The 24,986-nt window shown below is 54.5% G+C and carries 30 protein-coding genes and 1 tRNA gene; all 31 read left to right on the top strand.

From position 1 onward, the window contains the following. The coding region (locus tag ICA15_RS23570) for an EF-Tu/IF-2/RF-3 family GTPase (protein ID WP_241865735.1) at positions 1–521 on the top strand (521 nt) is incomplete at its 5' end. A 53-nt stretch (positions 522–574) separates the two neighbouring features. Next, positions 575–650 (top strand) — tRNA-Trp (locus tag ICA15_RS23575). Positions 651–695: 45 nt separating this feature from the next. Further along, positions 696–1,064: a preprotein translocase subunit SecE gene (secE, locus tag ICA15_RS23580; protein WP_064589465.1), complete on the top strand. Its 369-nt coding sequence runs from the start codon at positions 696–698 to the stop codon at positions 1,062–1,064. Positions 1,065–1,073: 9 nt separating this feature from the next. Beyond that, positions 1,074–1,607 carry a transcription termination/antitermination protein NusG gene (nusG, locus tag ICA15_RS23585; RefSeq protein WP_007916492.1) on the top strand — a complete coding sequence of 178 codons (534 nt, stop codon included), beginning with the start codon at positions 1,074–1,076 and terminating at the stop codon, positions 1,605–1,607. Between the two features lie 117 nt (positions 1,608–1,724). Then, positions 1,725–2,156 (top strand): 50S ribosomal protein L11, encoded by a 432-nt coding sequence (gene rplK / locus ICA15_RS23590; RefSeq protein WP_042561349.1) that lies wholly within the window; start codon positions 1,725–1,727, stop codon positions 2,154–2,156. Continuing rightward, positions 2,156–2,851, top strand: coding sequence for a 50S ribosomal protein L1 (rplA, locus tag ICA15_RS23595; protein ID WP_042561348.1), 696 nt, complete (start codon positions 2,156–2,158; stop codon positions 2,849–2,851). The genes rplK and rplA overlap by 1 nt, the downstream gene beginning before the upstream one ends. Positions 2,852–3,049: 198 nt before the next feature. Then, on the top strand, positions 3,050–3,550 hold the full coding sequence (gene rplJ / locus ICA15_RS23600) for a 50S ribosomal protein L10 (RefSeq protein ID WP_007916479.1): 501 nt from the start codon (positions 3,050–3,052) through the stop codon (positions 3,548–3,550). Positions 3,551–3,628: 78 nt separating this feature from the next. Further along, complete coding sequence (rplL, locus tag ICA15_RS23605; RefSeq protein ID WP_042561347.1) at positions 3,629–3,994, top strand: 50S ribosomal protein L7/L12; 366 nt, start codon at positions 3,629–3,631, stop codon at positions 3,992–3,994. Between the two features lie 220 nt (positions 3,995–4,214). Continuing rightward, entirely contained in the window at positions 4,215–8,288 is a 4,074-nt protein-coding gene (gene rpoB, locus ICA15_RS23610; RefSeq protein WP_042561346.1) for a DNA-directed RNA polymerase subunit beta, read from the top strand. Between the two features lie 64 nt (positions 8,289–8,352). Beyond that, positions 8,353–12,552, top strand: coding sequence for a DNA-directed RNA polymerase subunit beta' (gene rpoC / locus ICA15_RS23615; RefSeq protein ID WP_150602054.1), 4,200 nt, complete (start codon positions 8,353–8,355; stop codon positions 12,550–12,552). A 216-nt stretch (positions 12,553–12,768) separates the two neighbouring features. Next, complete coding sequence (gene rpsL, locus ICA15_RS23620; RefSeq protein ID WP_003186084.1) at positions 12,769–13,140, top strand: 30S ribosomal protein S12; 372 nt, start codon at positions 12,769–12,771, stop codon at positions 13,138–13,140. Positions 13,141–13,247: 107 nt separating this feature from the next. Next, positions 13,248–13,721 (top strand): 30S ribosomal protein S7, encoded by a 474-nt coding sequence (gene rpsG, locus ICA15_RS23625; RefSeq protein ID WP_007916467.1) that lies wholly within the window; start codon positions 13,248–13,250, stop codon positions 13,719–13,721. A gap of 30 nt (positions 13,722–13,751) precedes the next feature. Further along, complete coding sequence (gene fusA, locus ICA15_RS23630; protein WP_150602055.1) at positions 13,752–15,857, top strand: elongation factor G; 2,106 nt, start codon at positions 13,752–13,754, stop codon at positions 15,855–15,857. Between the two features lie 31 nt (positions 15,858–15,888). Beyond that, positions 15,889–17,082 (top strand): elongation factor Tu, encoded by a 1,194-nt coding sequence (tuf, locus tag ICA15_RS23635; RefSeq protein ID WP_042561343.1) that lies wholly within the window; start codon positions 15,889–15,891, stop codon positions 17,080–17,082. Between the two features lie 154 nt (positions 17,083–17,236). Further along, positions 17,237–17,548 (top strand): 30S ribosomal protein S10, encoded by a 312-nt coding sequence (rpsJ, locus tag ICA15_RS23640; protein WP_003186070.1) that lies wholly within the window; start codon positions 17,237–17,239, stop codon positions 17,546–17,548. Positions 17,549–17,628: 80 nt separating this feature from the next. Continuing rightward, the gene (gene rplC, locus ICA15_RS23645; RefSeq protein WP_007253310.1) at positions 17,629–18,264 is read left to right on the top strand and encodes a 50S ribosomal protein L3; all 636 of its coding nucleotides are present in this window, start codon (positions 17,629–17,631) and stop codon (positions 18,262–18,264) included. Positions 18,265–18,276: 12 nt separating this feature from the next. Continuing rightward, positions 18,277–18,879, top strand: coding sequence for a 50S ribosomal protein L4 (gene rplD, locus ICA15_RS23650; RefSeq protein WP_150602056.1), 603 nt, complete (start codon positions 18,277–18,279; stop codon positions 18,877–18,879). Next, the gene (gene rplW, locus ICA15_RS23655) at positions 18,876–19,175 is read left to right on the top strand and encodes a 50S ribosomal protein L23 (RefSeq protein WP_002555488.1); all 300 of its coding nucleotides are present in this window, start codon (positions 18,876–18,878) and stop codon (positions 19,173–19,175) included. The genes rplD and rplW overlap by 4 nt, the downstream gene beginning before the upstream one ends. A gap of 14 nt (positions 19,176–19,189) precedes the next feature. Continuing rightward, positions 19,190–20,014, top strand: a complete 825-nt coding sequence (gene rplB / locus ICA15_RS23660; RefSeq protein WP_042561342.1) for a 50S ribosomal protein L2 — start codon at positions 19,190–19,192, stop codon at positions 20,012–20,014. Between the two features lie 16 nt (positions 20,015–20,030). Next, positions 20,031–20,306: a 30S ribosomal protein S19 gene (gene rpsS / locus ICA15_RS23665; RefSeq protein WP_003228731.1), complete on the top strand. Its 276-nt coding sequence runs from the start codon at positions 20,031–20,033 to the stop codon at positions 20,304–20,306. An 11-nt stretch (positions 20,307–20,317) separates the two neighbouring features. Further along, positions 20,318–20,650 carry a 50S ribosomal protein L22 gene (gene rplV, locus ICA15_RS23670; protein WP_003103908.1) on the top strand — a complete coding sequence of 111 codons (333 nt, stop codon included), beginning with the start codon at positions 20,318–20,320 and terminating at the stop codon, positions 20,648–20,650. Between the two features lie 13 nt (positions 20,651–20,663). Continuing rightward, positions 20,664–21,350 carry a 30S ribosomal protein S3 gene (rpsC, locus tag ICA15_RS23675; protein WP_003176422.1) on the top strand — a complete coding sequence of 229 codons (687 nt, stop codon included), beginning with the start codon at positions 20,664–20,666 and terminating at the stop codon, positions 21,348–21,350. Positions 21,351–21,362: 12 nt separating this feature from the next. Continuing rightward, on the top strand, positions 21,363–21,776 hold the full coding sequence (gene rplP, locus ICA15_RS23680) for a 50S ribosomal protein L16 (RefSeq protein WP_003232424.1): 414 nt from the start codon (positions 21,363–21,365) through the stop codon (positions 21,774–21,776). Further along, the gene (gene rpmC, locus ICA15_RS23685) at positions 21,776–21,967 is read left to right on the top strand and encodes a 50S ribosomal protein L29 (RefSeq protein ID WP_002555481.1); all 192 of its coding nucleotides are present in this window, start codon (positions 21,776–21,778) and stop codon (positions 21,965–21,967) included. The genes rplP and rpmC overlap by 1 nt, the downstream gene beginning before the upstream one ends. A gap of 2 nt (positions 21,968–21,969) precedes the next feature. Beyond that, positions 21,970–22,236 (top strand): 30S ribosomal protein S17, encoded by a 267-nt coding sequence (gene rpsQ, locus ICA15_RS23690; RefSeq protein WP_003194644.1) that lies wholly within the window; start codon positions 21,970–21,972, stop codon positions 22,234–22,236. Positions 22,237–22,259: 23 nt separating this feature from the next. Beyond that, positions 22,260–22,628: a 50S ribosomal protein L14 gene (gene rplN, locus ICA15_RS23695; protein ID WP_002555479.1), complete on the top strand. Its 369-nt coding sequence runs from the start codon at positions 22,260–22,262 to the stop codon at positions 22,626–22,628. Between the two features lie 11 nt (positions 22,629–22,639). Beyond that, positions 22,640–22,954, top strand: coding sequence for a 50S ribosomal protein L24 (gene rplX, locus ICA15_RS23700; protein WP_042561341.1), 315 nt, complete (start codon positions 22,640–22,642; stop codon positions 22,952–22,954). A 20-nt stretch (positions 22,955–22,974) separates the two neighbouring features. After that, a complete protein-coding gene (rplE, locus tag ICA15_RS23705; RefSeq protein ID WP_003210069.1) occupies positions 22,975–23,514 on the top strand; it encodes a 50S ribosomal protein L5 in 540 nt (179 codons plus the stop codon). Positions 23,515–23,527: 13 nt separating this feature from the next. Next, positions 23,528–23,833 (top strand): 30S ribosomal protein S14, encoded by a 306-nt coding sequence (gene rpsN, locus ICA15_RS23710; RefSeq protein ID WP_003228726.1) that lies wholly within the window; start codon positions 23,528–23,530, stop codon positions 23,831–23,833. Between the two features lie 209 nt (positions 23,834–24,042). After that, the gene (gene rpsH / locus ICA15_RS23715) at positions 24,043–24,435 is read left to right on the top strand and encodes a 30S ribosomal protein S8 (protein WP_007966178.1); all 393 of its coding nucleotides are present in this window, start codon (positions 24,043–24,045) and stop codon (positions 24,433–24,435) included. A 12-nt stretch (positions 24,436–24,447) separates the two neighbouring features. Further along, positions 24,448–24,981: a 50S ribosomal protein L6 gene (rplF, locus tag ICA15_RS23720; RefSeq protein WP_003176412.1), complete on the top strand. Its 534-nt coding sequence runs from the start codon at positions 24,448–24,450 to the stop codon at positions 24,979–24,981. Positions 24,982–24,986 lie beyond the last annotated feature (5 nt).

Consider the following 24,986-nt stretch of genomic DNA (forward strand, 5'->3'; position numbering starts at 1 on the left):
CGGGTCGCGGTACTGTTGTGACTGGTCGTATCGAGCGCGGTATCGTTCGCGTTCAGGATCCACTGGAAATCGTTGGTCTGCGTGACACTACCGTCACCACCTGCACCGGTGTTGAAATGTTCCGTAAACTGCTCGACGAAGGTCGTGCTGGCGAGAACTGCGGCGTGCTGCTGCGCGGCACCAAGCGTGACGACGTAGAGCGTGGCCAGGTTCTGGTTAAGCCGGGTTCGGTTAAGCCGCACACCAAGTTTGAAGCAGAAGTTTATGTTCTGAGCAAAGAAGAAGGCGGTCGTCACACTCCGTTCTTCAAAGGCTACCGTCCACAGTTCTACTTCCGGACCACTGACGTGACCGGTAACTGCGAGCTGCCGGAAGGGGTTGAAATGGTAATGCCAGGCGACAACATCAAAATGGTTGTCACCCTGATCAAAACCATCGCTATGGAAGACGGTCTGCGTTTCGCTATCCGTGAAGGCGGTCGTACCGTCGGCGCTGGTGTCGTAGCTAAAATCATCGAATAAGCGGTTGTAATGTATTTTTCGGGCCGGCATAATGGTCGGCCTGATTTTGTTTTAGGTCAGTAGCTCAATTGGCAGAGCGACGGTCTCCAAAACCGTAGGTTGGGGGTTCGATTCCCTCCTGACCTGCCAGATTCACTCGGTGTATCTGGCTTTCTTTTCACAGGATCTTCATAGATGACTCCTAAGGCTGAAGCACAAGGCTCTCGCTTCGATCTGCTCAAGTGGCTTGTAGTAGTCGCTTTGGTGGTTGTAGGCGTTGTTGGCAATCAGTATTACGCTGCTTCGCCGATCCTGTACCGTGTACTGGCTTTGCTTGTCATTGCTGCTGTAGCTGCCTTTGTAGGCCTGCAGACTGCGAAGGGCAAGTCTTTCTTTGTACTGGTTAAGGAAGCTCGTACCGAGATTCGTAAAGTCGTGTGGCCAACTCGCCAAGAAACCACGCAGACCACCCTGATTGTGGTGGCTGTTGTTCTGGTTATGGCGTTGCTGTTGTGGGGGCTTGATTCCCTGCTCGGCTGGCTTGTTTCCTTGATTGTCGGCTAAGGGTGTCCCGTGGCTAAGCGTTGGTACGTTGTGCATGCTTACTCGGGTTACGAGAAGCATGTCATGCGCTCGCTCGTTGAGCGAGTAAAGCTGGCTGGCATGGAAGATGGCTTCGGCGAAATTCTGGTTCCCACTGAAGAAGTGGTTGAAATGCGTAATGGCCAGAAGCGCAAAAGCGAACGTAAGTTCTTTCCAGGCTATGTGCTGGTACAGATGGACATGAACGAGGGTACTTGGCACTTGGTCAAGGATACTCCTCGGGTGATGGGCTTTATCGGCGGTACTGCTGATAAGCCTGCACCGATTACTGATAAAGAGGCAGAAGCGATTCTGCGTCGTGTTGCTGATGGTAGCGACAAGCCTAAGCCGAAGACTCTCTTCGAGCCAGGTGAAACCGTACGAGTCAATGATGGTCCATTTGCTGATTTCAATGGTGTCGTTGAAGAAGTTAACTACGAAAAGAGCCGGATCCAAGTGGCGGTGCTCATTTTCGGTCGCTCTACTCCGGTAGAGTTGGAGTTCAGTCAGGTCGAAAAGGTCTAACTGAGCAAGCATCCCAACCCCGCAGCCTTAGGCTGTGGGGTTTTGTCGTCACTGGGATATACGCGCAAGTAACCGGGGAGCCTTTCGAGGCGTTTGAACCCGTAATTGGAGTGCCTCATGGCCAAGAAAATTACCGCTTACATCAAGCTGCAAGTGAAGGCCGCTCAGGCTAACCCAAGCCCACCTGTTGGTCCTGCTCTGGGTCAGCACGGCGTGAACATCATGGAATTCTGCAAGGCTTTCAACGCCCGTACTCAGGGTATTGAAGCAGGTCTGCCGACTCCAGTGATCATCACTGTCTACAGCGACCGTAGCTTCACTTTCGAAACAAAATCCACCCCTGCTTCGGTTTTGCTGAAGAAGGCGGCCGGTCTGACCAGCGGTTCCGCTCGTCCGAACACCGTTAAGGTTGGCACTGTTACCCGTGCTCAGCTGGAAGAAATCGCGAAAACCAAAAACGCGGATCTGACTGCAGCTGATATGGATGCAGCCGTGCGTACTATCGCCGGTTCTGCTCGTAGCATGGGCCTTAACGTGGAGGGTGTGTAATGGCTAAGCTGACCAAGCGTCAAAAGGCTATCGCCGGCAAAATCGAAGCAGGCAAGGCCTACAACATTGTAGACGCCGCTGCTCTGCTGGCTGAGCTGTCGACTGTCAAGTTCAGCGAGTCGTTCGACGTTGCTGTAAACCTGGGTGTAGACCCGCGTAAATCTGACCAGGTTGTTCGTAGCGCTACTGTGCTGCCACACGGCACTGGCAAGACCGTTCGCGTTGCTGTGTTCACCCAAGGTCCTGCTGCTGAGGCCGCTCTGGCTGCCGGCGCTGACCGTGTAGGTATGGACGACCTGGCTGCCGAAATGAAAGGCGGCGACCTGAACTATGACGTAGTGATCGCATCCCCGGATGCCATGCGCGTTGTAGGTCAGTTGGGTCAGATCCTTGGTCCACGTGGTCTGATGCCTAACCCTAAGGTTGGTACTGTAACTCCAGACGTAGCTACTGCGGTTAAGAACGCAAAAGCTGGTCAGGTTCGTTATCGCACTGACAAAAACGGCATCATTCACACTTCCGTTGGCAAGATGGGCTTCGATGCCGTCAAGCTGAAGGAAAACGTTGAAGCCCTGATCGCTGATCTGAAGCGTATCAAGCCAGCTTCTTCGAAAGGTATCTACGTCAAGCGCGTTACCCTGAGCACCACTATGGGCCCAGGTCTGATCATTGATCAGAGCTCGCTGGACGCGTAAGACAAAAATTGGCGCGGTTATTCGCGCCAGTTGAAAGATTGGGGTCCCTGCCTGGCGGGGGCTATCCAAGACCGTAGGCGACGCAAGTCTTAAACCATAAGCCTACGCAGATGGTGCTCCCGGTTCCTTACCGAATCAGACACCAAAACGACATTCGGTTTCGATCGAATGAAACGGTAACAAGCAGGAGTTAAACCCGTGGCAATTAATCTCGAAGACAAGAAGGCCATCGTCGCTGAAGTCAACGAGGCTGCCAAAGTCGCTCTGTCCGCTGTCGTGGTTGATGCACGTGGCGTAACAGTAGGCGCAATGACCGGACTCCGTAAAGAGGCTCGTGAAGCTGGCGTTTACGTACGTGTTGTACGTAACACCCTGCTCAAGCGCGCTGTTGCTGACACTGAATACAGTGTTCTCAACGACGTGTTCACTGGCCCGACCTTGATTGCATTCTCCAACGAACATCCTGGCGCTGCTGCCCGTTTGTTCAAGGAATTTGCCAAAGGTCAGGATAAGTTCGAGATCAAGGCAGCTGCGTTCGAGGGCAAGTTCCTCGCAGCTAATCAGATCGACGTGCTGGCAAGCCTGCCGACCCGTGACGAAGCAATTTCTCAGCTGATGAGCGTGATTCAAGGCGCTACCAGCAAATTGGCTCGTACTCTGGCGGCACTTCGCGACCAGAAAGAAGCAGCTGCAGCTTAAGGCTCAGCGTTTCAACTCTCGCGTATTTTTGTTTATTTCGATGGCCTGCAGGCTGTCCCCCAATTCAGGAAATAAGTCATGTCTCTGACTAACGAACAAATCATCGACGCAATCGGCGAAAAATCGGTTCTGGAAATCGTTGAGCTGATCAAGGCAATGGAAGAGAAGTTCGGCGTATCCGCTGCCGCTGCTTCTGCTGGTCCAGCTGCTGCTGCCGCTGTTGTTGAAGAGCAAACCGAGTTCAACGTTGTTCTGCTGGAAGCTGGCGAGAAGAAAGTAAACGCCATTAAAGCAGTTCGCGAACTGACCGGTCTGGGCCTGAAAGAAGCCAAAGAGAAAGTAGACGGCGCTCCTCAGGTTGTTCTGGAAGGCGTTTCGAAAGAAGCTGCTGAAGACGCCAAGAAGAAGCTGGAAGAAGCAGGCGCTAAAGTCGAGCTGAAGTAAGCATCGACTTTGCTCCTCCAGCCCGAGCGTCAAGCGACAGGCTGATGGCTGGTGGCTCTTGCCACCGGCCTTTTTCCGTTATTGGCAGCCGACTGGGTCGGTGCTGGTAACGAGCTGTAACCACCCGATGCGGTGGAGCAAACCATGGGGTTTGCACGATTTTCTGGCTGCTCCCGTCGGGAGGGGCCAAACAAGCAGGTGACCAAGCTGGGGAACGCTGATGGCTTACTCATATACTGAGAAAAAACGTATCCGCAAGGACTTTAGCAAGTTGCCGGACGTCATGGATGTGCCTTACCTCCTGGCCATCCAGCTGGATTCGTATCGTGAATTCTTGCAAGCGGGAGCGACTAAAGATCAGTTCCGCGACGTGGGCCTGCATGCGGCCTTCAAATCCGTTTTCCCGATCATCAGCTACTCCGGCAATGCTGCGCTGGAGTACGTCGGTTATCGCCTGGGCGAACCGGCATTTGATGTCAAAGAATGCGTATTGCGCGGTGTAACTTTCGCCGTACCTTTGCGGGTAAAAGTGCGCCTGATCATTTTCGACAAAGAATCGTCGAACAAAGCGATCAAGGACATCAAAGAGCAAGAAGTCTACATGGGTGAAATCCCCCTGATGACTGAGAACGGTACCTTCGTAATCAACGGTACCGAGCGTGTAATCGTTTCCCAGCTGCACCGTTCCCCGGGCGTGTTCTTCGACCACGACCGCGGCAAGACGCATAGCTCCGGCAAACTGTTGTACTCCGCGCGTATCATTCCTTACCGCGGTTCGTGGCTGGACTTCGAGTTCGACCCGAAAGACTGCGTATTCGTGCGTATCGACCGTCGTCGCAAGCTGCCGGCATCGGTACTGCTGCGCGCGCTCGGTTATACCACCGAAGAAGTACTGGACGCGTTCTACACCACCAACGTATTCCACCTGAGCGGCGAAACCCTCAGCCTGGAACTGATTGCATCGCGTCTGCGTGGTGAAATTGCCGTTCTGGATATCCAGGATGAAAAAGGCAAGGTCATCGTTGAAGCGGGTCGTCGTATTACTGCTCGCCACATCAACCAGATCGAAAAAGCCGGTATCAAGACGCTGGAAGTGCCTCTGGACTACGTCCTCGGTCGCACCACCGCCAAGGTCATCGTGCATCCAGCCACCGGCGAAATCCTGGCTGAGTGCAATACCGAGCTGAACGTTGAGATCCTCGGCAAAATCGCCAAGGCTCAGGTTGTTCGCATCGAGACCCTGTACACCAACGACATCGACTGCGGTCCGTTCGTTTCTGACACGCTGAAGATCGACTCCACCAGCAACCAATTGGAAGCGCTGGTCGAGATCTATCGCATGATGCGTCCAGGCGAGCCGCCAACCAAAGACGCTGCCGAAACCCTGTTCAACAACCTGTTCTTCAGCCCTGAGCGTTATGACCTGTCTGCGGTCGGCCGGATGAAGTTCAACCGTCGTATCGGTCGTACCGAAATCGAAGGTTCGGGCGTGCTGTGCAAGGAAGACATCGTCGCGGTACTGAAGACTCTGGTCGACATCCGTAACGGTAAAGGCATCGTCGATGACATCGACCACCTGGGTAACCGTCGTGTTCGCTGCGTAGGCGAAATGGCCGAGAACCAGTTCCGCGTTGGCCTGGTGCGTGTTGAGCGTGCGGTCAAAGAGCGTCTGTCGATGGCTGAAAGCGAAGGCCTGATGCCGCAAGACCTGATCAACGCCAAGCCAGTGGCTGCGGCGGTGAAAGAGTTCTTCGGTTCCAGCCAGCTGTCTCAGTTCATGGACCAGAACAACCCGCTGTCCGAGATCACCCACAAGCGTCGTGTGTCTGCACTCGGCCCTGGCGGTCTGACTCGTGAGCGCGCCGGCTTTGAGGTTCGTGACGTACACCCGACGCACTACGGTCGTGTTTGCCCGATCGAAACGCCGGAAGGTCCGAACATTGGTCTGATCAACTCCTTGGCCGCCTATGCGCGCACCAACCAGTACGGCTTTCTGGAAAGCCCGTACCGCGTGGTGAAAGACGCATTGGTTACCGACGAGATCGTGTTCCTGTCCGCCATCGAAGAAGCTGATCACGTGATCGCTCAGGCTTCGGCCGCGATGAACGACAAGAAAATGCTGATCGACGAGCTGGTAGCTGTTCGTCACTTGAACGAATTCACCGTCAAGGCGCCTGAAGAAGTCACCTTGATGGACGTTTCGCCGAAGCAGGTAGTTTCGGTTGCAGCGTCGCTGATCCCGTTCCTCGAGCACGATGACGCCAACCGTGCGTTGATGGGTTCGAACATGCAGCGTCAAGCTGTACCAACTCTGCGCGCTGACAAGCCGCTGGTAGGTACCGGCATGGAGCGTAACGTAGCTCGTGACTCCGGCGTTTGCGTCGTGGCTCGTCGTGGCGGCGTGATCGACTCCGTTGATGCCAGCCGTATTGTGGTTCGTGTTGCTGATGACGAAGTTGAAACCGGCGAAGCTGGTGTCGACATCTACAACCTGACCAAGTACACCCGCTCCAACCAGAACACCTGCATCAACCAGCGTCCGCTGGTGCGTAAAGGTGATCGGGTTCAGCGTAGCGACATCATGGCTGATGGTCCGTCCACCGATATGGGTGAGCTGGCACTGGGTCAGAACATGCGCATCGCGTTCATGGCCTGGAACGGTTACAACTTCGAAGACTCCATCTGCTTGTCGGAACGAGTTGTTCAAGAAGATCGCTTCACCACGATCCACATTCAGGAACTGACCTGTGTGGCGCGTGACACCAAGCTTGGGCCAGAGGAAATCACTGCGGACATCCCTAACGTGGGTGAAGCTGCACTGAACAAGCTGGACGAAGCAGGCATCGTTTACGTAGGTGCTGAAGTTGGCGCAGGCGACATCCTGGTAGGTAAGGTCACTCCGAAAGGCGAGACCCAACTGACTCCGGAAGAAAAACTGCTGCGTGCAATCTTCGGTGAAAAAGCCAGCGACGTTAAAGACACCTCCCTGCGTGTACCTACCGGTACCAAAGGTACTGTCATCGACGTACAGGTCTTCACTCGTGACGGCGTTGAGCGTGATGCTCGTGCCCTGTCGATCGAGAAGACTCAGCTGGACGAGATCCGCAAGGATCTGAACGAAGAGTTCCGTATCGTTGAAGGCGCGACTTTCGAACGTCTGCGTTCCGCTCTGGTAGGCCACAAGGCTGAAGGCGGCGCAGGTCTGAAGAAAGGTCAGGACATCACCGACGAAGTTCTCGACGGTCTTGAGCATGGTCAGTGGTTCAAACTGCGCATGGCTGAAGATGCTCTGAACGAGCAGCTCGAGAAGGCTCAGGCCTACATCGTTGATCGTCGCCGTCTGCTGGACGACAAGTTCGAAGACAAGAAGCGCAAACTGCAGCAGGGCGATGACCTGGCTCCAGGCGTGCTGAAAATCGTCAAGGTTTACCTGGCAATCCGTCGTCGCATCCAGCCGGGCGACAAGATGGCCGGTCGTCACGGTAACAAAGGTGTGGTCTCCGTGATCATGCCGGTTGAAGACATGCCGCACGATGCCAATGGCACCCCGGTCGACGTCGTCCTCAACCCACTGGGCGTACCTTCGCGTATGAACGTTGGTCAGATCCTCGAAACTCACCTGGGCCTCGCGGCCAAAGGTCTGGGCGAGAAGATCAACCGTATGATCGAAGAGCAGCGTAAAGTCGCAGAACTGCGTACTTTCCTGGACGAGATCTACAACCAGATCGGCGGTCGCAACGAAGATCTTGATAGCTTCTCCGATCAGGAAATCCTCGATCTGGCGAAGAACCTGCGTGGCGGTGTTCCAATGGCCACCCCAGTGTTCGACGGTGCCAAGGAAAGCGAAATCAAGGCCATGCTGAAACTGGCAGACCTGCCGGAGAGCGGCCAGATGCAGCTGACTGACGGCCGTACCGGCAACAAGTTCGAGCGTCCAGTTACCGTTGGCTACATGTACATGCTGAAGCTGAACCACTTGGTAGACGACAAGATGCACGCTCGTTCTACCGGTTCGTACAGCCTGGTTACCCAGCAGCCGCTGGGTGGTAAGGCGCAGTTCGGTGGTCAGCGTTTCGGGGAGATGGAGGTCTGGGCACTGGAAGCATACGGTGCTGCTTACACTCTGCAAGAAATGCTCACAGTGAAGTCGGACGATGTGAACGGCCGTACCAAGATGTACAAAAACATCGTGGATGGCGATCACCGTATGGAGCCGGGCATGCCCGAGTCCTTCAACGTGTTGATCAAGGAAATTCGTTCCCTCGGCATCGATATCGATCTGGAAACCGAATAACACGTGACGCGAATCGAGAGCGGGGCAGGATTGCCCGCTCTCTGCTCCGCCAGGAGGAAAGGCCTTGAAAGACCTACTGAATTTGCTGAAAAACCAGGGTCAAGTCGAAGAGTTCGACGCCATCCGTATTGGATTGGCCTCGCCTGAGATGATCCGCTCATGGTCGTTCGGTGAAGTTAAAAAGCCGGAAACCATCAACTACCGTACGTTCAAACCTGAGCGTGACGGTCTGTTCTGCGCCAAGATCTTTGGCCCGGTAAAGGATTACGAGTGCCTGTGCGGTAAGTACAAGCGCTTGAAGCACCGTGGTGTGATCTGCGAGAAGTGCGGCGTTGAAGTTGCGCTGGCCAAGGTTCGTCGTGAGCGCATGGCGCACATCGAACTGGCTTCGCCGGTTGCCCACATCTGGTTCCTGAAATCGCTGCCGTCGCGTATCGGTTTGCTGATGGACATGACCCTGCGTGATATCGAACGCGTTCTCTACTTCGAGAGCTATGTCGTTATCGACCCGGGCATGACTACCCTTGAAAAAGGTCAGTTGCTGAACGACGAGCAGTACTTCGAAGCGCTAGAAGAGTTCGGTGACGATTTCGACGCCCGCATGGGTGCCGAGGCTGTCCGCGAACTGCTGCACGCTATCGACCTGGAACACGAGATTGGCCGTCTGCGTGAAGAAATTCCGCAAACCAACTCCGAAACCAAGATCAAGAAGCTGTCCAAGCGTCTGAAGTTGATGGAAGCCTTCCAGGGTTCCGGCAACCTTCCAGAGTGGATGGTGCTGACCGTTCTGCCGGTTCTGCCGCCAGATCTGCGTCCACTGGTCCCGCTGGATGGCGGTCGTTTCGCGACTTCCGACCTCAACGATCTGTATCGTCGAGTGATCAACCGTAACAACCGCTTGAAGCGTCTGCTCGATCTGTCCGCTCCGGACATCATCGTGCGCAACGAAAAGCGTATGTTGCAGGAAGCTGTCGATGCACTGCTCGACAACGGTCGTCGTGGCCGCGCTATCACCGGTTCGAACAAGCGTCCTCTGAAATCCCTGGCTGACATGATCAAGGGTAAGCAAGGTCGTTTCCGTCAGAACTTGCTCGGTAAGCGTGTTGACTACTCTGGGCGTTCGGTAATTACCGTTGGCCCGACCCTGCGTCTGCACCAGTGCGGTCTGCCGAAGAAGATGGCTCTCGAGCTGTTCAAGCCGTTCATTTTTGGCAAGCTTGAAATGCGCGGTCTCGCGACCACCATCAAAGCGGCCAAGAAAATGGTCGAGCGCGAACTGCCAGAGGTTTGGGACGTTCTCGCTGAAGTGATCCGTGAACACCCAGTTCTCCTCAACCGTGCACCGACCCTTCACCGTCTGGGTATCCAGGCGTTTGAACCGGTACTGATCGAAGGTAAGGCTATTCAGCTGCACCCTCTGGTCTGCGCCGCGTACAACGCCGACTTCGACGGCGACCAAATGGCCGTGCACGTACCGCTGACACTGGAAGCTCAGTTGGAAGCGCGTGCGTTGATGATGTCGACCAACAACATTCTGTCGCCAGCCAACGGTGAGCCAATCATCGTTCCTTCGCAGGACGTTGTATTGGGTCTGTACTACATGACTCGTGAAGCGATCAACGCCAAGGGCGAAGGTCGTGTATTTGCGGATCTGCAGGAAGTTGACCGTGTGTTCCGTGCCGGCGAAGCCGCACTGCACGCCAAGGTCAAAGTACGTATCAACGAAACCGTCAACGACCGTGACGGCAACAGCGTGAGCGGTACTCGTATCGTCGACACTACCGTCGGCCGTGCGCTGCTGTTCCAGGTTGTGCCAAAAGGTCTGTCTTACGACGTCGTCAACTTGCCGATGAAGAAAAAGGCGATCTCCAAGCTGATCAACCAGTGCTACCGCGTGGTTGGTTTGAAAGAGACCGTGATCTTCGCTGACCAGTTGATGTACACCGGTTTCGCTTACTCGACCATCTCCGGCGTTTCCATCGGTGTTAACGACTTCGTTATCCCGGATGAAAAAGCCCGCATCATCGGTGCTGCCACCGACGAAGTGAAAGAGATCGAGAGCCAGTACGCCTCCGGCCTGGTAACCCAGGGCGAGAAGTACAACAAAGTGATCGACCTTTGGTCGAAAGCGAACGACGAAGTCTCCAAGGCGATGATGGCCAACCTCTCGAAAGAGAAAGTCATCGACCGTCATGGCGTCGAAGTCGACCAGGAATCTTTCAACTCGATGTACATGATGGCTGACTCGGGTGCGCGGGGTTCCGCAGCACAGATTCGTCAGCTGGCCGGTATGCGTGGTCTGATGGCCAAGCCGGACGGTTCCATCATTGAAACGCCGATTACTGCGAACTTCCGTGAAGGTTTGAGCGTACTTCAGTACTTCATCTCCACTCACGGTGCTCGTAAAGGTCTGGCGGATACCGCGTTGAAAACTGCGAACTCCGGTTACCTGACTCGTCGTCTGGTAGACGTGGCGCAGGATCTGGTTGTAACCGAGATCGATTGCGGCACCGAACACGGTCTGTTGATGACTCCGCACATTGAAGGCGGTGACGTTGTAGAGCCGTTGGGTGAGCGCGTATTGGGTCGTGTTATTGCCCGTGACGTATTCAAGCCAGGTACCGAGGACGTTATCGTTCCTGCCGGCACTCTGGTAGACGAGAAGTGGGTCGAGTTCATCGAGCTGAACAGCATCGATGAAGTGATCGTGCGTTCGCCGATCAGCTGCGAAACCCGCTATGGCATTTGCGCCAAGTGCTACGGCCGTGATCTGGCTCGTGGTCACCAGGTGAACATCGGTGAAGCGGTCGGCGTAATCGCTGCCCAGTCCATCGGTGAGCCGGGTACCCAGCTGACAATGCGTACGTTCCACATCGGTGGTGCGGCAAGCCGTACTTCCGCAGCTGACAGCGTTCAGGTGAAGAATGGCGGTACCGTCCGTCTGCACAACCTGAAGCACGTTGAGCGAGTGGATGGTCACCTGGTTGCTGTGTCCCGTTCCGGTGAGCTGGCAATCGCTGATGACTTCGGTCGTGAGCGCGAGCGTTACAAGCTGCCATACGGTGCTGTGATTTCGGTTAAAGAGGGTGACAAGGTCGACGCTGGCGCAATCGTGGCCAAGTGGGATCCGCACACTCACCCAATCGTTACCGAAATGAAAGGTACCGTGACCTACGTGGGCATGGAAGAAGGCATCACGATCAAGCGTCAGACTGACGAATTGACCGGTATGACCAACATTGAAGTACTCGACGCGAAAGATCGTCCAGCTGCCGGCAAAGAAATTCGCCCGGCTGTGAAGATGGTCGATGACAACGGCAAGGATCTGTTGCTGCCAGGCACTGACGTTATCGCTCAGTACTTCCTGCCAGCCAACGCCCTGGTCGGTGTTGCGGATGGTGCGAAGATTGCGATCGGTGATGTTATCGCTCGTATCCCGCAAGAAACTTCGAAAACCCGCGACATCACCGGTGGTCTGCCGCGTGTTGCCGACTTGTTCGAAGCCCGTCGTCCGAAAGAAGCGTCGATTCTGGCTGAAGTCAGCGGCACCATCGCGTTCGGTAAAGAGACCAAGGGCAAGCGCCGTCTGGTTATTACCCCGAACGATGGTACTGATCCGTACGAAGAGCTGATTCCGAAGTGGCGTCACCTGAACGTGTTTGAAGGCGAACAGGTAAACCGCGGCGAAGTTATCTCCGACGGTCCAAGCGATCCGCACGACATCCTGCGTCTGCTGGGTGTGAGCGCGCTGGCCAAGTACATTGTTAACGAGATCCAGGACGTTTACCGTCTGCAAGGCGTGAAGATCAACGACAAGCACATCGAGACCATTCTGCGTCAGATGCTGCGTAAGGTTGAAATCGCTGAATCCGGCGATTCCACTTTCATCAAGGGCGACCAGATGGAATTGACTCACGTACTGGTAGAGAACGAGCGTCTGGGCGCGGATGACAAATTTGTCTCCAAGTTCACTCGCGTTCTGCTGGGTATCACCAAGGCGTCGTTGTCGACCGAATCGTTCATCTCGGCGGCTTCCTTCCAGGAAACCACCCGCGTACTGACCGAAGCAGCCGTCACCGGCAAGCGCGATTACCTGCGCGGCCTGAAAGAAAACGTAGTCGTGGGTCGTCTGATCCCGGCCGGTACCGGTCTGGCCTATCACAGCGAGCGCAAGCGTCGTCGTGAAGCAGACAAGCCGTTGCGCGTAAGCGCCAGTGAAGTGGAAGCTGCACTGACCGAAGCGCTGAACTCGAGCGGTAACTGAGTTCTGCGATATATGAGCGTAAGGCCCTGATCGCGCCGTTCATCGAATCGAGACAATTTGTCGAGGTTCGATGAGTGGGGAGGTCGGGGCCTTGCCTTGACTGGGGGCAAGATCCTCTTTAGACTCTTGTACCCCTAAATTTGGCGGGAATTCGTTCCTGCCATTTTGCTTTTCTTGCAAGACAATAGCGTCGCAAGACAACAGTGGAGCTAGTAGATGGCAACTATCAACCAGCTGGTACGTCAGCCGCGTAAGCGTATCGTCGAGAAATCCGACGTGCCTGCGCTGCAGAACTGCCCGCAACGTCGTGGCGTATGCACTCGTGTGTATACCACCACGCCGAAAAAACCTAACTCGGCACTGCGTAAAGTATGCCGTGTGCGTCTGACCAACGGTTTCGAGGTTTCCTCGTACATCGGCGGTGAAGGCCACAACCTGCAAGAGCACAGCGTCGTACTGATCCGTGGCGGTCGTGTAAAAGACTTGCCAGGTGTTCGTTACCACACCGTTCGCGGTTCTTTGGATACTTCCGGCGTTAAAGGTCGTAACCAGGGTCGTTCGAAGTACGGTACCAAGCGTCCGAAGTAATCGGCCGTTTTGCAGATTTTTATTTTATTGAGTCGATAAGAGTAAGGTCGGGCACGCATCCTTTGGATCTGTCCCGAGCTAACCTGAAGACCGCTTGAGGGCTTATCATGCCAAGACGTCGCGTAGCAGCAAAGCGTGAGATTCTGGACGATCCGAAATACGGAAGCCAGATCCTCGCCAAATTCATGAACCACGTTATGGAAAGCGGCAAGAAAGCCGTTGCCGAGCGTATCGTTTATGGTGCCCTGGAAACCGTTGCGACCCGTAAGGCTGGCACCGATCCCCTGGAACTCTTCGAAAAAGCACTCGACGCCATCGCTCCGCTGGTCGAAGTGAAGTCGCGCCGCGTTGGTGGTGCTACTTACCAGGTTCCGGTCGAGGTTCGTCCTTCCCGTCGTAACGCTCTGGCAATGCGCTGGTTGGTAGACTTCGCACGTAAGCGTGGCGAGAAGTCTATGGCTCTGCGTTTGGCTGGCGAGCTGCTGGATGCTGCTGAAGGTAAAGGTGCTGCTGTTAAGAAGCGTGAAGACGTGCACCGTATGGCAGAAGCCAACAAAGCTTTCTCGCACTACCGCTTCTAATTTTAGCTTCACTAATTTTGCGAGGGCTTTATGGCTCGTACTACTCCGATTAGTCGCTACCGTAACATCGGTATCGTCGCTCACGTGGATGCTGGTAAAACCACCACCACCGAGCGCGTCCTTTTTTACACTGGCAAAAGTCACAAAATGGGCGAGGTGCATGACGGCGCCGCGACCACAGACTGGATGGTTCAGGAGCAGGAGCGTGGTATTACCATTACTTCTGCTGCCATTACCGCCTTCTGGAAAGGTTCTGCTAAGCAGTACAAAGACGAGCACCGCTTCAACGTAATCGATACCCCGGGCCACGTAGACTTCACTATTGAAGTTGAACGTTCCCTGCGCGTACTCGACGGCGCTGTCGTTGTGTTCTGCGGTACTTCGGGTGTTGAGCCTCAGTCGGAAACCGTATGGCGTCAAGCCAACAAATACGGTGTTCCACGTCTTGTTTACGTAAACAAGATGGACCGTGCTGGTGCGAACTTCCTGCGCGTGATCGAACAGATCAAAAAGCGTCTGGGCCACACTCCGGTGCCAATCCAGTTGGCTATCGGTTCAGAAGACAACTTCCAGGGTCAGATCGACCTGATCAACATGGAAGCTGTGTACTGGAATGATGCTGATAAAGGTATGGTTCCTGTTCGTAAGCCTATTCCTGAAGATATGCAGGAATTGGCTGCCGAATGGCGCGACAACATGGTTCAGGCTGCTGCCGAAGCCAACGAAGAGCTGATGAACAAGTACCTGGAAGGCGAAGAGCTGACGATCGAAGAGATCAAAGCTGCTTTGCGTCAGCGTACTATCGCCGGCGAAATCGTTCTGGCTGTTTGCGGTTCTTCCTTCAAGAACAAGGGTGTTCCCCTGGTTCTCGACGCCGTTATCGACTTCCTGCCTGCGCCAACCGATATTCCTGCTATCAAGGGCACTGACCCTGATAACGAGGAAATCGAGCTGGAGCGTCACGCAGACGATTCGGAGCCGTTCTCGGCTCTGGCGTTCAAGATCGCTACTGACCCATTCGTGGGTACTTTGACCTTCGTCCGTGTTTACTCGGGCGTGTTGAACTCCGGCGACGGCGTGATCAACTCGGTTAAAGGCAAGAAAGAGCGCGTGGGTCGTATGGTGCAAATGCACGCAAACGCCCGTGAAGAGATCAAGGAAGTACGCGCTGGTGACATCGCGGCCCTGATCGGCATGAAGGACGTCACCACTGGTGAAACCCTCTGCAACGCTGACAAGCCAATCATTCTGGTTCGTATGGACTTCCCGGAGCCGGTTATTTCGGTTGCCGTAGAGCCTAAGACCAAGGATGACCAGGAAAAAATGGGTATCGCTCTGGGCAAGCTTGCTCAGGAAGATCCATCTTTCCGCGTTAAGACTGATGAAGAGACTGGTCAAACGATCATCTCCGGCATGGGCGAGCTGCACCTGGACATCCTGGTTGACCGGATGCGCCGTGAGTTCAACGTCGAAGCCAACATCGGCAAGCCTCAGGTTTCCTATCGTGAGCGCATCACGAAGAACTGCGAAATCGAAGGCAAGTTCGTTCGCCAGTCCGGCGGTCGTGGCCAGTTCGGTCACTGCTGGATTCGTTTTGCTCCTGCTGACGAAGGTCAGGAAGGTCTGCAATTCGTGAACGAAGTAGTAGGTGGTGTGGTTCCTAAGGAATACATCCCGGCTATCCAGAAGGGTATCGAAGAGCAGATGAAGAACGGCGTTGTTGCCGGCTATCCGCTGATCGGCCTGAAGGCTACCGTGTTCGATGGTTCTTACCACGACGTCGACTCCAACGAGATGGCGTTTAAAGTGGCTGCTTCCATGGCGACCAAGCAACTGGCCCAGAAGGGTGGTGGTGAGTTGCTCGAGCCGATCATGGCTGTAGAGGTTGTTACGCCTGAAGACTATATGGGTGATGTCATGGGCGACCTTAACCGTCGTCGCGGCATGATTCAGGGTATGGAAGACACGGTCTCCGGCAAAGTAATTCGTGCTGAAGTTCCGCTGGGTGAAATGTTCGGTTATGCGACCGACGTTCGTTCCATGTCCCAGGGTCGCGCAAGCTACTCTATGGAATTCAAAAAATACGATACAGCCCCGTCGCACATCGTCGAGTCTGTTACCAAAAAACAAGGCTGATTCAGCCCCTTTAGGCTAGGAGTTAATTGTCGTGGCTAAAGAAAAATTTGATCGTTCCCTACCGCACGTCAACGTTGGCACCATCGGTCACGTTGACCACGGTAAAACCACTCTGACTGCTGCTCTGACTCGCGTTTGCTCCGAAGTTTTCGGTTCCGCAATCGTTGACTTCGACAAGATCGACAGCGCACCAGAAGAAAAAGCTCGTGGTATCACCATCAACACCGCGCACGTTGAATACAACTCGCTGATCCGTCACTACGCTCACGTTGACTGCCCAGGTCACGCTGACTATGTGAAGAACATGATCACCGGTGCTGCTCAGATGGACGGCGCAATCCTGGTTTGCTCGGCCGCTGATGGTCCGATGCCGCAAACCCGTGAGCACATCCTGCTGTCCCGTCAGGTTGGCGTTCCGTACATCGTGGTTTTCCTGAACAAGGCTGACCTGGTAGACGACGCTGAGCTGCTGGAACTGGTTGAGATGGAAGTTCGCGACCTGCTGTCCACCTATGACTTCCCAGGCGACGACACTCCGATCATCATCGGTTCGGCTCGTATGGCTCTGGAAGGCAAAGACGACAACGAAATGGGCACCACTGCCGTTCGTAAGCTGGTTGAGACTCTGGATACCTACATTCCGGATCCAGTTCGCGTAATCGACAAGCCGTTCCTGATGCCAATCGAAGACGTATTCTCGATCTCGGGTCGCGGTACTGTTGTGACTGGTCGTATCGAGCGCGGTATCGTTCGCGTTCAGGATCCACTGGAAATCGTTGGTCTGCGTGACACTACCGTCACCACCTGCACCGGTGTTGAAATGTTCCGTAAGCTGCTCGACGAAGGTCGTGCTGGCGAGAACTGCGGCGTGCTGCTGCGCGGCACCAAGCGTGACGACGTTGAGCGTGGCCAGGTTCTGGTTAAGCCGGGTTCGGTTAAGCCGCACACTACCTTCGAAGCTGAAGTGTACGTGTTGAGCAAAGAAGAAGGCGGTCGTCACACTCCGTTCTTCAAAGGCTACCGTCCACAGTTCTACTTCCGGACCACTGACGTGACCGGTAACTGCGAACTGCCGGAAGGCGTTGAAATGGTAATGCCAGGCGACAACATCAAAATGGTTGTCACCCTGATCAAAACCATCGCAATGGAAGATGGTCTGCGTTTTGCTATCCGTGAAGGCGGTCGTACCGTCGGCGCTGGCGTCGTAGCCAAAATCATCGCCTAACTCTTTTGAGTTAAATGATGAGTTGAAAAAAGCCTCCGCTTAGCGGGGGCTTTTTTTATTGGGTTGACACCTATCTGGGGCGTCTATAGAATTGCGCCTCCTTTTAACGGGCGTATTGCGCTCGGTGGGAATAGCAGCCGGAGTCTGAAATCCAATGCAAAATCAGCAAATCCGTATCAGGTTGAAGGCTTTTGACCATCGCCTGATCGACCAATCCACCCAGGAAATCGTGGAAACCGCGAAACGTACTGGTGCTCAAGTGCGTGGTCCAATTCCACTGCCTACCCGTAAAGAGCGGTTCACCGTTCTGGTCTCTCCGCACGTCAACAAAGACGCGCGTGACCAGTACGAGATCCGTACTCATAAGCGCGTTCTGGACATCGTCCAGCCAACGGATAAAACCGTTGATGCGCTTATGAAGCTTGATCTTGCGGCCGGTGTGGAAGTACAGATCAGCCTCGGCTAAGACTCGGTCTTAGTCGTGTAACGCTCTGAAATGGGCGGCCATAGCGGGTGAAAGCCCCGTACACTCATGAGGTTTACAACATGACTATTGGTGTAGTCGGTCGTAAATGCGGTATGACCCGTATTTTCACCGAAGAAGGTGTCTCCATTCCGGTCACGGTCATTGAGATCGAACCGAATCGCGTCACCCAGTTCAAAACTGAAGAGACCGATGGCTATCGTGCAGTGCAAGTCACTGTAGGCGAGCGTCGTGCTTCGCGTGTTACAGCAGCTCAGGCTGGCCACTTCGCTAAGGCGAACGTTGCCGCTGGTCGCACTGTCATGGAGTTCCGTCTTGAAGAAGGCGACTACCAGGCTGGCGATCTGATCAACGCTGAAATCTTCGCCGCTGGTCAACTGGTTGATGTAACCGGTCAGTCCAAGGGTAAAGGCTTCCAGGGTACGATCAAGCGTTGGAATTTCCGCGGGCAAGATAACACCCACGGTAACTCCGTATCCCACCGCGTCCCAGGCTCTATCGGCCAGTGCCAGACTCCTGGTCGTGTATTCAAGGGCAAAAAAATGTCCGGTCATATGGGCGCTGAGCGCGTGACCGTGCAGTCCCTGGAAGTAGTGCGCGTGGACGCTGAACGCAATCTGTTGTTGGTCAAGGGCGCTGTTCCTGGCGCTACTGGCGGCAATCTGGTTGTACGTCCAGCAGCCAAGGCTCGCGGTTAAGGGGAAGCTGACATGCAATTAAATGTAAATGACGCTCAAGCGATCGAAGTTTCCGAACTGACATTTGGCGGCGAATTCAACGAGACGCTGGTTCACCAAGCAGTCGTGGCCTACATGGCCGGCGGCCGTCAAGGTAGCAAGCAGCAAAAGACCCGTTCCGACGTTCGTGGTGGCGGTAAGCGCCCATGGCGTCAGAAAGGTACTGGCCGTGCTCGTGCCGGTACTATCCGTAGCCCAATCTGGCGTGGCGGCGGTACCACTTTCGCAGCTCGTCCACAGGATCACTCCCAGAAGCTGAACAAGAAGATGTATCGCGCAGCAATGCGTTCCATCCTTGCTGAGCTGGTGCGTACTGATCGTCTGATCGTGGTTCAGGATTTCGCTGTTGAAACTCCAAAAACCAAAGATCTGCTGGGCAAGCTGAACAACATGAGCCTGACCGATGTTCTCATCGTGTCGGACGCTGTTGATCAGAACCTGTACCTGGCTGCTCGTAACCTGCCGCACGTAGATGTACGTGACGTTCAAGGTTCCGATCCAGTTAGTCTGATCGCATACGACAAGGTGTTGATCACCGTGTCGGCCGTGAAGAAATTCGAGGAGCTGCTGGGATGAACCAGGAACGCGTATTTAAAGTTCTGCTTGGCCCGCACGTTTCCGAAAAGGCTACGGTTCTGGCTGACAAGAAAGGCCAGTTCGTTTTCAAGGTTGCAACTGACGCAACCAAGCTGGAAATCAAGAAGGCCGTCGAAAGCCTGTTCAGCGTGAAAGTTGAGCGTGTTACTACCCTGAACGTTCTGGGTAAGAGCAAGCGCACGGCTCGCGGTCTGGGCAAGCGCAATGACTGGAAGAAGGCAGTTATCTCCCTTCAGCCAGGCCAAGATCTCGATTTCAGCAGCAGTGCTGAGTAAGGAAGGGGTGCATCATGGCAATCGTTAAATGCAAACCGACTTCCCCTGGCCGCCGTTTTGTGGTCAAGGTGGTCAACCAGGAGCTGCATAAAGGCGCTCCTCACGCACCGCTGCTCGAGAAAAAATCGAAGACTGGTGGTCGTAACAACAATGGCCGTATTACTACCCGTCATATCGGTGGTGGTCATAAGCAGCATTACCGTATGGTCGACTTCCGTCGCAACGACAAAGATGGCATTCCAGCCACTGTTGAGCGTATCGAATACGATCCAAACCGTACTGCTCACATTGCTCTTATGTTGTACGCAGACGGCGAACGCCGTTACATCATCGCCCCTAAAGGCGTGAGCGCTGGCGACCAGCTGATTTCGGGTGCTTTGGCTCCGATCAAGCCGGGCAACCAGTTGCAACTGCGCAGCATTCCAGTTGGTAGCACCGTACACGGCATCGAGTTGAAGCCAGGTAAAGGCGCGCAGATCGCTCGTTCCGCTGGTGCTTCGGCTCAGCTGATCGCTCGTGAAGGCGTGTACGTTACCCTGCGTCTTCGCTCCGGTGAAATGCGTAAAGTCCTGGCTGAATGCCGTGCGACCCTGGGCGAAGTCTCGAACTCCGAGCACAGCCTGCGTTCGCTGGGTAAAGCTGGTGCCAAACGCTGGCGTGGCGTTCGCCCAACCGTTCGTGGTGTTGCCATGAACCCGGTTGACCACCCACATGGTGGTGGTGAAGGTCGTACCTCTGGTGGTCGTCATCCGGTATCGCCATGGGGCTTCCCGACTAAGGGCGCGAAGACTCGTGGTAATAAGCGTACCGACAAAATGATCGTCCGTCGTCGCAAGTAAATAGAGGGATACGACAGTGCCACGTTCTCTGAAAAAAGGTCCTTTTATTGATCTTCACCTACTGAAGAAGATCGAAGTGGCGGCGGAAAAGAACGATCGCAAACCAATTAAGACTTGGTCGCGTCGTTCTATGATCCTGCCACAAATGGTCGGTCTGACCATCGCAGTACACAACGGTCGTCAACACGTCCCAGTTCTCGTTAACGAAGACATGGTCGGCCACAAACTGGGCGAGTTTGCCGGTACCCGCACTTATCGTGGGCACGTGGCAGACAAGAAAGCCAAGCGTTAAGGGGTTAGGAAATGGAAGTAGCCGCTAAGTTGTCGGGCGCTCGAATCTCCGCCCAGAAAGCCCGCTTGGTCGCCGACCAGATTCGCGGGAAGAAGGTGGGCGAAGCGCTCAACTTGTTGGCTTTCAGCAGTAAGAAAGCCGCCGAGATCATGAAGAAAGTGCTGGAGTCGGCCGTAGCCAACGCCGAGCATAACGAAGGCGCAGACGTTGATGACCTGAAGGTCAGCACCGTTTTCGTCAACGAAGGGCGTTCGCTGAAGCGCATCATGCCACGTGCCAAAGGCCGTGCTGATCGCATCGTCAAGCGGTCTTGCCATATCACTGTCAAGGTTGCTGACAAGTAACGGAGTCGAAGAGATGGGTCAGAAAGTACATCCCATTGGCATTCGCCTGGGAATCGTCAAGGAGCACACCTCCGTCTGGTACGCAGACGGTCGGACTTATGCGGACTATTTGTTCGCTGATCTGAAGGTGCGTGAGTATCTCCAAGACAAACTAAAAAGCGCGTCCGTAAGCCGTATCGATATCCATCGTCCGGCGCAAACTGCACGTATCACCATCCACACCGCTCGTCCAGGTATCGTTATCGGGAAGAAAGGTGAAGATGTTGAGAAACTGCGTCAGGACCTGACCAAGCAAATGGGTGTGCCTGTGCACATCAATATCGAAGAGATCCGTAAGCCGGAGCTCGACGGTATGCTGGTTGCGCAGAGCGTAGCTCAGCAGCTGGAGCGTCGCGTTATGTTCCGTCGCGCTATGAAGCGCGCTGTACAAAACGCCATGCGCATTGGTGCCAAAGGCATCAAAATCCAAGTGAGCGGTCGTCTCGGCGGTGCTGAAATCGCACGTACTGAATGGTATCGCGAAGGTCGTGTGCCACTGCACACCCTGCGTGCCGACATCGACTATGCCAACTACGAAGCTCACACCACTTATGGTGTGATCGGTGTAAAGGTTTGGATCTTCAAAGGCGAAGTAATTGGTGGTCGCCAAGAAGAACTGAAACCACAAGCACCAGCGCCTCGTAAAAAAGCTGCTAAGTAAGGGGTACGCCAAATGTTGCAACCTAAGCGTACGAAGTTCCGCAAGCAGATGACAGGTCACAACCGTGGCCTGGCTCAGCGCGGTAGCAAAGTCAGCTTCGGCGAGTTCGCGCTGAAGTCTGTAGCTCGTGGTCGTCTCACCGCTCGTCAGATCGAGTCAGCGCGTCGTGCTCTGACCCGTCACGTTAAACGTGGCGGCAAGATCTGGATCCGTGTATTCCCGGACAAGCCGATCTCCAAAAAGCCTCTCGAGGTTCGTATGGGTAAAGGTAAGGGTAACGTGGAATACTGGGTTGCCCAGATTCAGCCAGGCAAAGTCCTGTATGAAATCGAGGGTGTAACTGAAGAGCTGGCGCGTGAGGCTTTTGCCCTGGCTGCTGCAAAGCTGCCGCTCGCCACCGCCTTTGTTAAACGGACGGTGATGTGATGAAAGCGAATGAACTTCGTGAAAAATCCGCACAGCAGCTGAACGAGCAACTGCTCGGCTTGCTGCGCGACCAGTTCAATCTGCGCATGCAGAAAGCAACTGGCCAGTTGGGGCAGTCTCATCTGCTCTCGCAAGTTAAGCGTGACATCGCTCGCGTGAAGACTGTGCTTAACCAGCAGGCAGGTAAGTGATCATGGCTGAAGCCGAAAAAACTGTCCGTACGCTGACTGGCCGTGTTGTCAGCGACAAGATGGACAAAACCATCACCGTTCTGATCGAGCGTCGCGTAAAGCACCCGATCTACGGTAAATATGTTAAGCGTTCGACTAAGCTGCACGCGCACGACGAAACCAATCAGTGCCACATCGGCGACAAAGTCACTATTCGTGAAACTCGTCCGATGGCCAAGACCAAGTCTTGGGCACTGGTTGATGTTCTCGAACGCGCTGTGGAAGTCTAAGGACTAGGGGTCGGAGAAATTATATGATTCAGACTCAATCCATGCTCGATGTGGCCGATAACAGCGGCGCTCGCCGTGTTATGTGCATCAAGGTGCTGGGTGGCTCCCATCGTCGTTACGCTGGTATCGGTGACATCATCAAAGTTACCGTGAAGGAAGCAATTCCTCGCGGTAAAGTGAAAAAAGGCCAAGTGATGACTGCTGTTGTAGTCCGCACTCGTCACGGCGTACGTCGTGCTGATGGCTCCATTATCCGCTTTGATGGCAACGCTGCTGTTCTTCTGAACAACAAGCAAGAGCCGATCGGCACCCGTATCTTTGGGCCAGTGACCCGTGAACTTCGTACTGAGAAGTTCATGAAGATCGTCTCGCTCGCCCCAGAAGTGCTGTAAGGAGATCCGACATGCAAAAGATTCGTCGTGACGACGAGATCATCGTGATCGCCGGCAAAGACAAAGGTAAGCGCGGTAAGGTGCTGAAGGTTCTTGCTGACAACCGTCTGGTTGTTGGTGGTCTGAACCTGGTCAAGCGTCATACCAAGCCTAACCCGATGTCGGGCGTACAAGGCGGTATCGTCGAGAAAGAAGCGCCACTGCACGCTTCTAACGTAGCCATCTTCAATGGCGAAACCAACAAGGCTGACCGCGTTGGTTTCAAAGTAGAAGAAGGTAAGAAAATTCGTGTCTTCAAGTCGACCCAAAAAGCGGTTGATGCTTGAACACTGCTAGGTAGAAGACCATGGCACGACTAAAAGAGATTTACCGGAAGGAAATCGCTCCGAAACTTAAGGAAGAACTTAAGCTTTCGAACGTGATGGAAGTTCCGCGCGTTACCAAAATCACCCTGAACATGGGTCTGGGCGAAGCGATCGGCGACAAAAAAGTCATCGAGCACGCTGTTGCTGACCTGGAAAAGATCACCGGCCAAAAAGTCGTTGTGACCTACGCTCGTAAATCCATCGCTGGCTTTAAAGTCCGCGAAGGATGGCCGATCGGTGTCAAGGTGACTCTGCGCCGTGAGCGTATGTATGAGTTCCTGGATCGTCTGCTGTCGATCTCCCTGCCTCGGGTTCGCGACTTCCGCGGTCTGAATGCCAAGTCCTTCGATGGTCGTGGTAACTACAGCATGGGCGTAAAAGAGCAGATCATTTTCCCGGAAATCGACTACGACAAGATCGATGCTCTCCGCGGTCTGGACATTACCCTGACCACCACTGCCAAGAACGATGATGAAGGCCGCGCTCTGCTGCGCGCTTTCAAATTCCCGTTCCGCAACTGATTGGAGTAGGAAAATGGCCAAGAAGAGCATGAAAAACCGTGAGCTGAAGCGTCAGCTCACTGTTGCCAAGTACGCCACCAAGCGTGCAGCGCTGAAAGCTATCATCGTTGATCTGAACGCAAGTCCAGAAGCGCGTTGGGAAGCTACCGTAGCTCTGCAGAAGCAACCACGTGACGCAAGCGCTTCGCGCATGCGCAACCGTTGCCGCCTGACTGGTCGTCCGCACGGCGTTTACCGCAAGTTCGGCCTTGGCCGTAACAAGTTGCGTGAAGCTGCAATGCGTGGTGACGTTCCAGGTCTGGTTAAAGCCAGCTGGTAATCGCTGTCAAAGCCTTGATGGTCGGGTTTGTAAGAACCTGACCATCGGTGGCCTTGAATTTGAATCAAGCCCCTTTTGGGGCTTGATTCATTTCTGGGGTGTGTCTAGAATGACCGGCTCGCCTGAGCCCGTGTTTTTCATGCCCGGAAGTTCTCGGCGACAAGTAGTAGCCGCAAGGCTAATTTTTCTGTATTAGGAGCGTCTAGCCCATGAGTATGCAGGACCCGTTAGCGGACATGCTAACTCGAATCCGTAATGCCCAGATGGCTGAAAAGTCTGTCGTAAGCATGCCGTCTTCCACGCTGAAGGTGGCTGTAGCAAAAGTCCTGAAGGACGAAGGTTACATCGCGGATTTTCAGATCACCACCGACGCTAAGCCGTCGTTGTCCATCTCGCTGAAGTACTTCGAAGGCCGTCCGGTTATCGAAGAAGTGAAGCGCGTTAGTCGTCCAGGCCTGCGTCAGTACAAGTCCGTTGAAGATCTGCCGAAAGTTCGTGGCGGTCTTGGCGTGTCTATCGTCTCCACCAACAAAGGTGTGATGACGGATCGTGCTGCGCGCGCTGCCGGTGTCGGCGGCGAAGTTCTTTGCACTGTGTTCTAAGGGGGGATAAGCATGTCTCGCGTCGCTAAGAACCCCGTTAAGCTGCCAGCCGGTGTCGAAGTAAAATTCGCAGGCCAACAGCTTTCGGTGAAGGGTGCCAAGGGCACTCTTGAACTGAACATCCATTCGTCCGTTGAGATTGTTGAAGAAGCTGGTGAGCTGCGTTTCGCTGCTCGCAATGGCGATCAACAAACTCGCGCAATGGCCGGTACCACGCGTGCGTTGGTAAACAACATGGTCCAAGGCGTAAGCCAAGGCTTCGAGCGTAAGCTCCAGCTGGTCGGTGTTGGTTACAAAGCGCAAGCAAAAGGCACGGTTTTGAACCTTGCCCTTGGCTTCTCGCACCCAGTGGATTACGAACTGCCGGAAGGCATCACCGCTGAGACTCCTAGCCAGACCGATATCCTGATCAAGGGCATCGATAAGCAGCTGGTAGGTCAAGTGGCCGCTGAGATCCGCGACTTCCGTCCACCAGAGCCGTACAAAGGCAAAGGTGTGCGCTACGCGGACGAAGTCGTCCGTCGTAAAGAAGCCAAGAAGAAGTAGGGCAT

The sequence above is a fragment of the Pseudomonas sp. P116 genome (assembly GCF_020149425.1).
Taxonomy (GTDB): Bacteria; Pseudomonadota; Gammaproteobacteria; order Pseudomonadales; family Pseudomonadaceae; genus Aquipseudomonas; species Aquipseudomonas anatoliensis.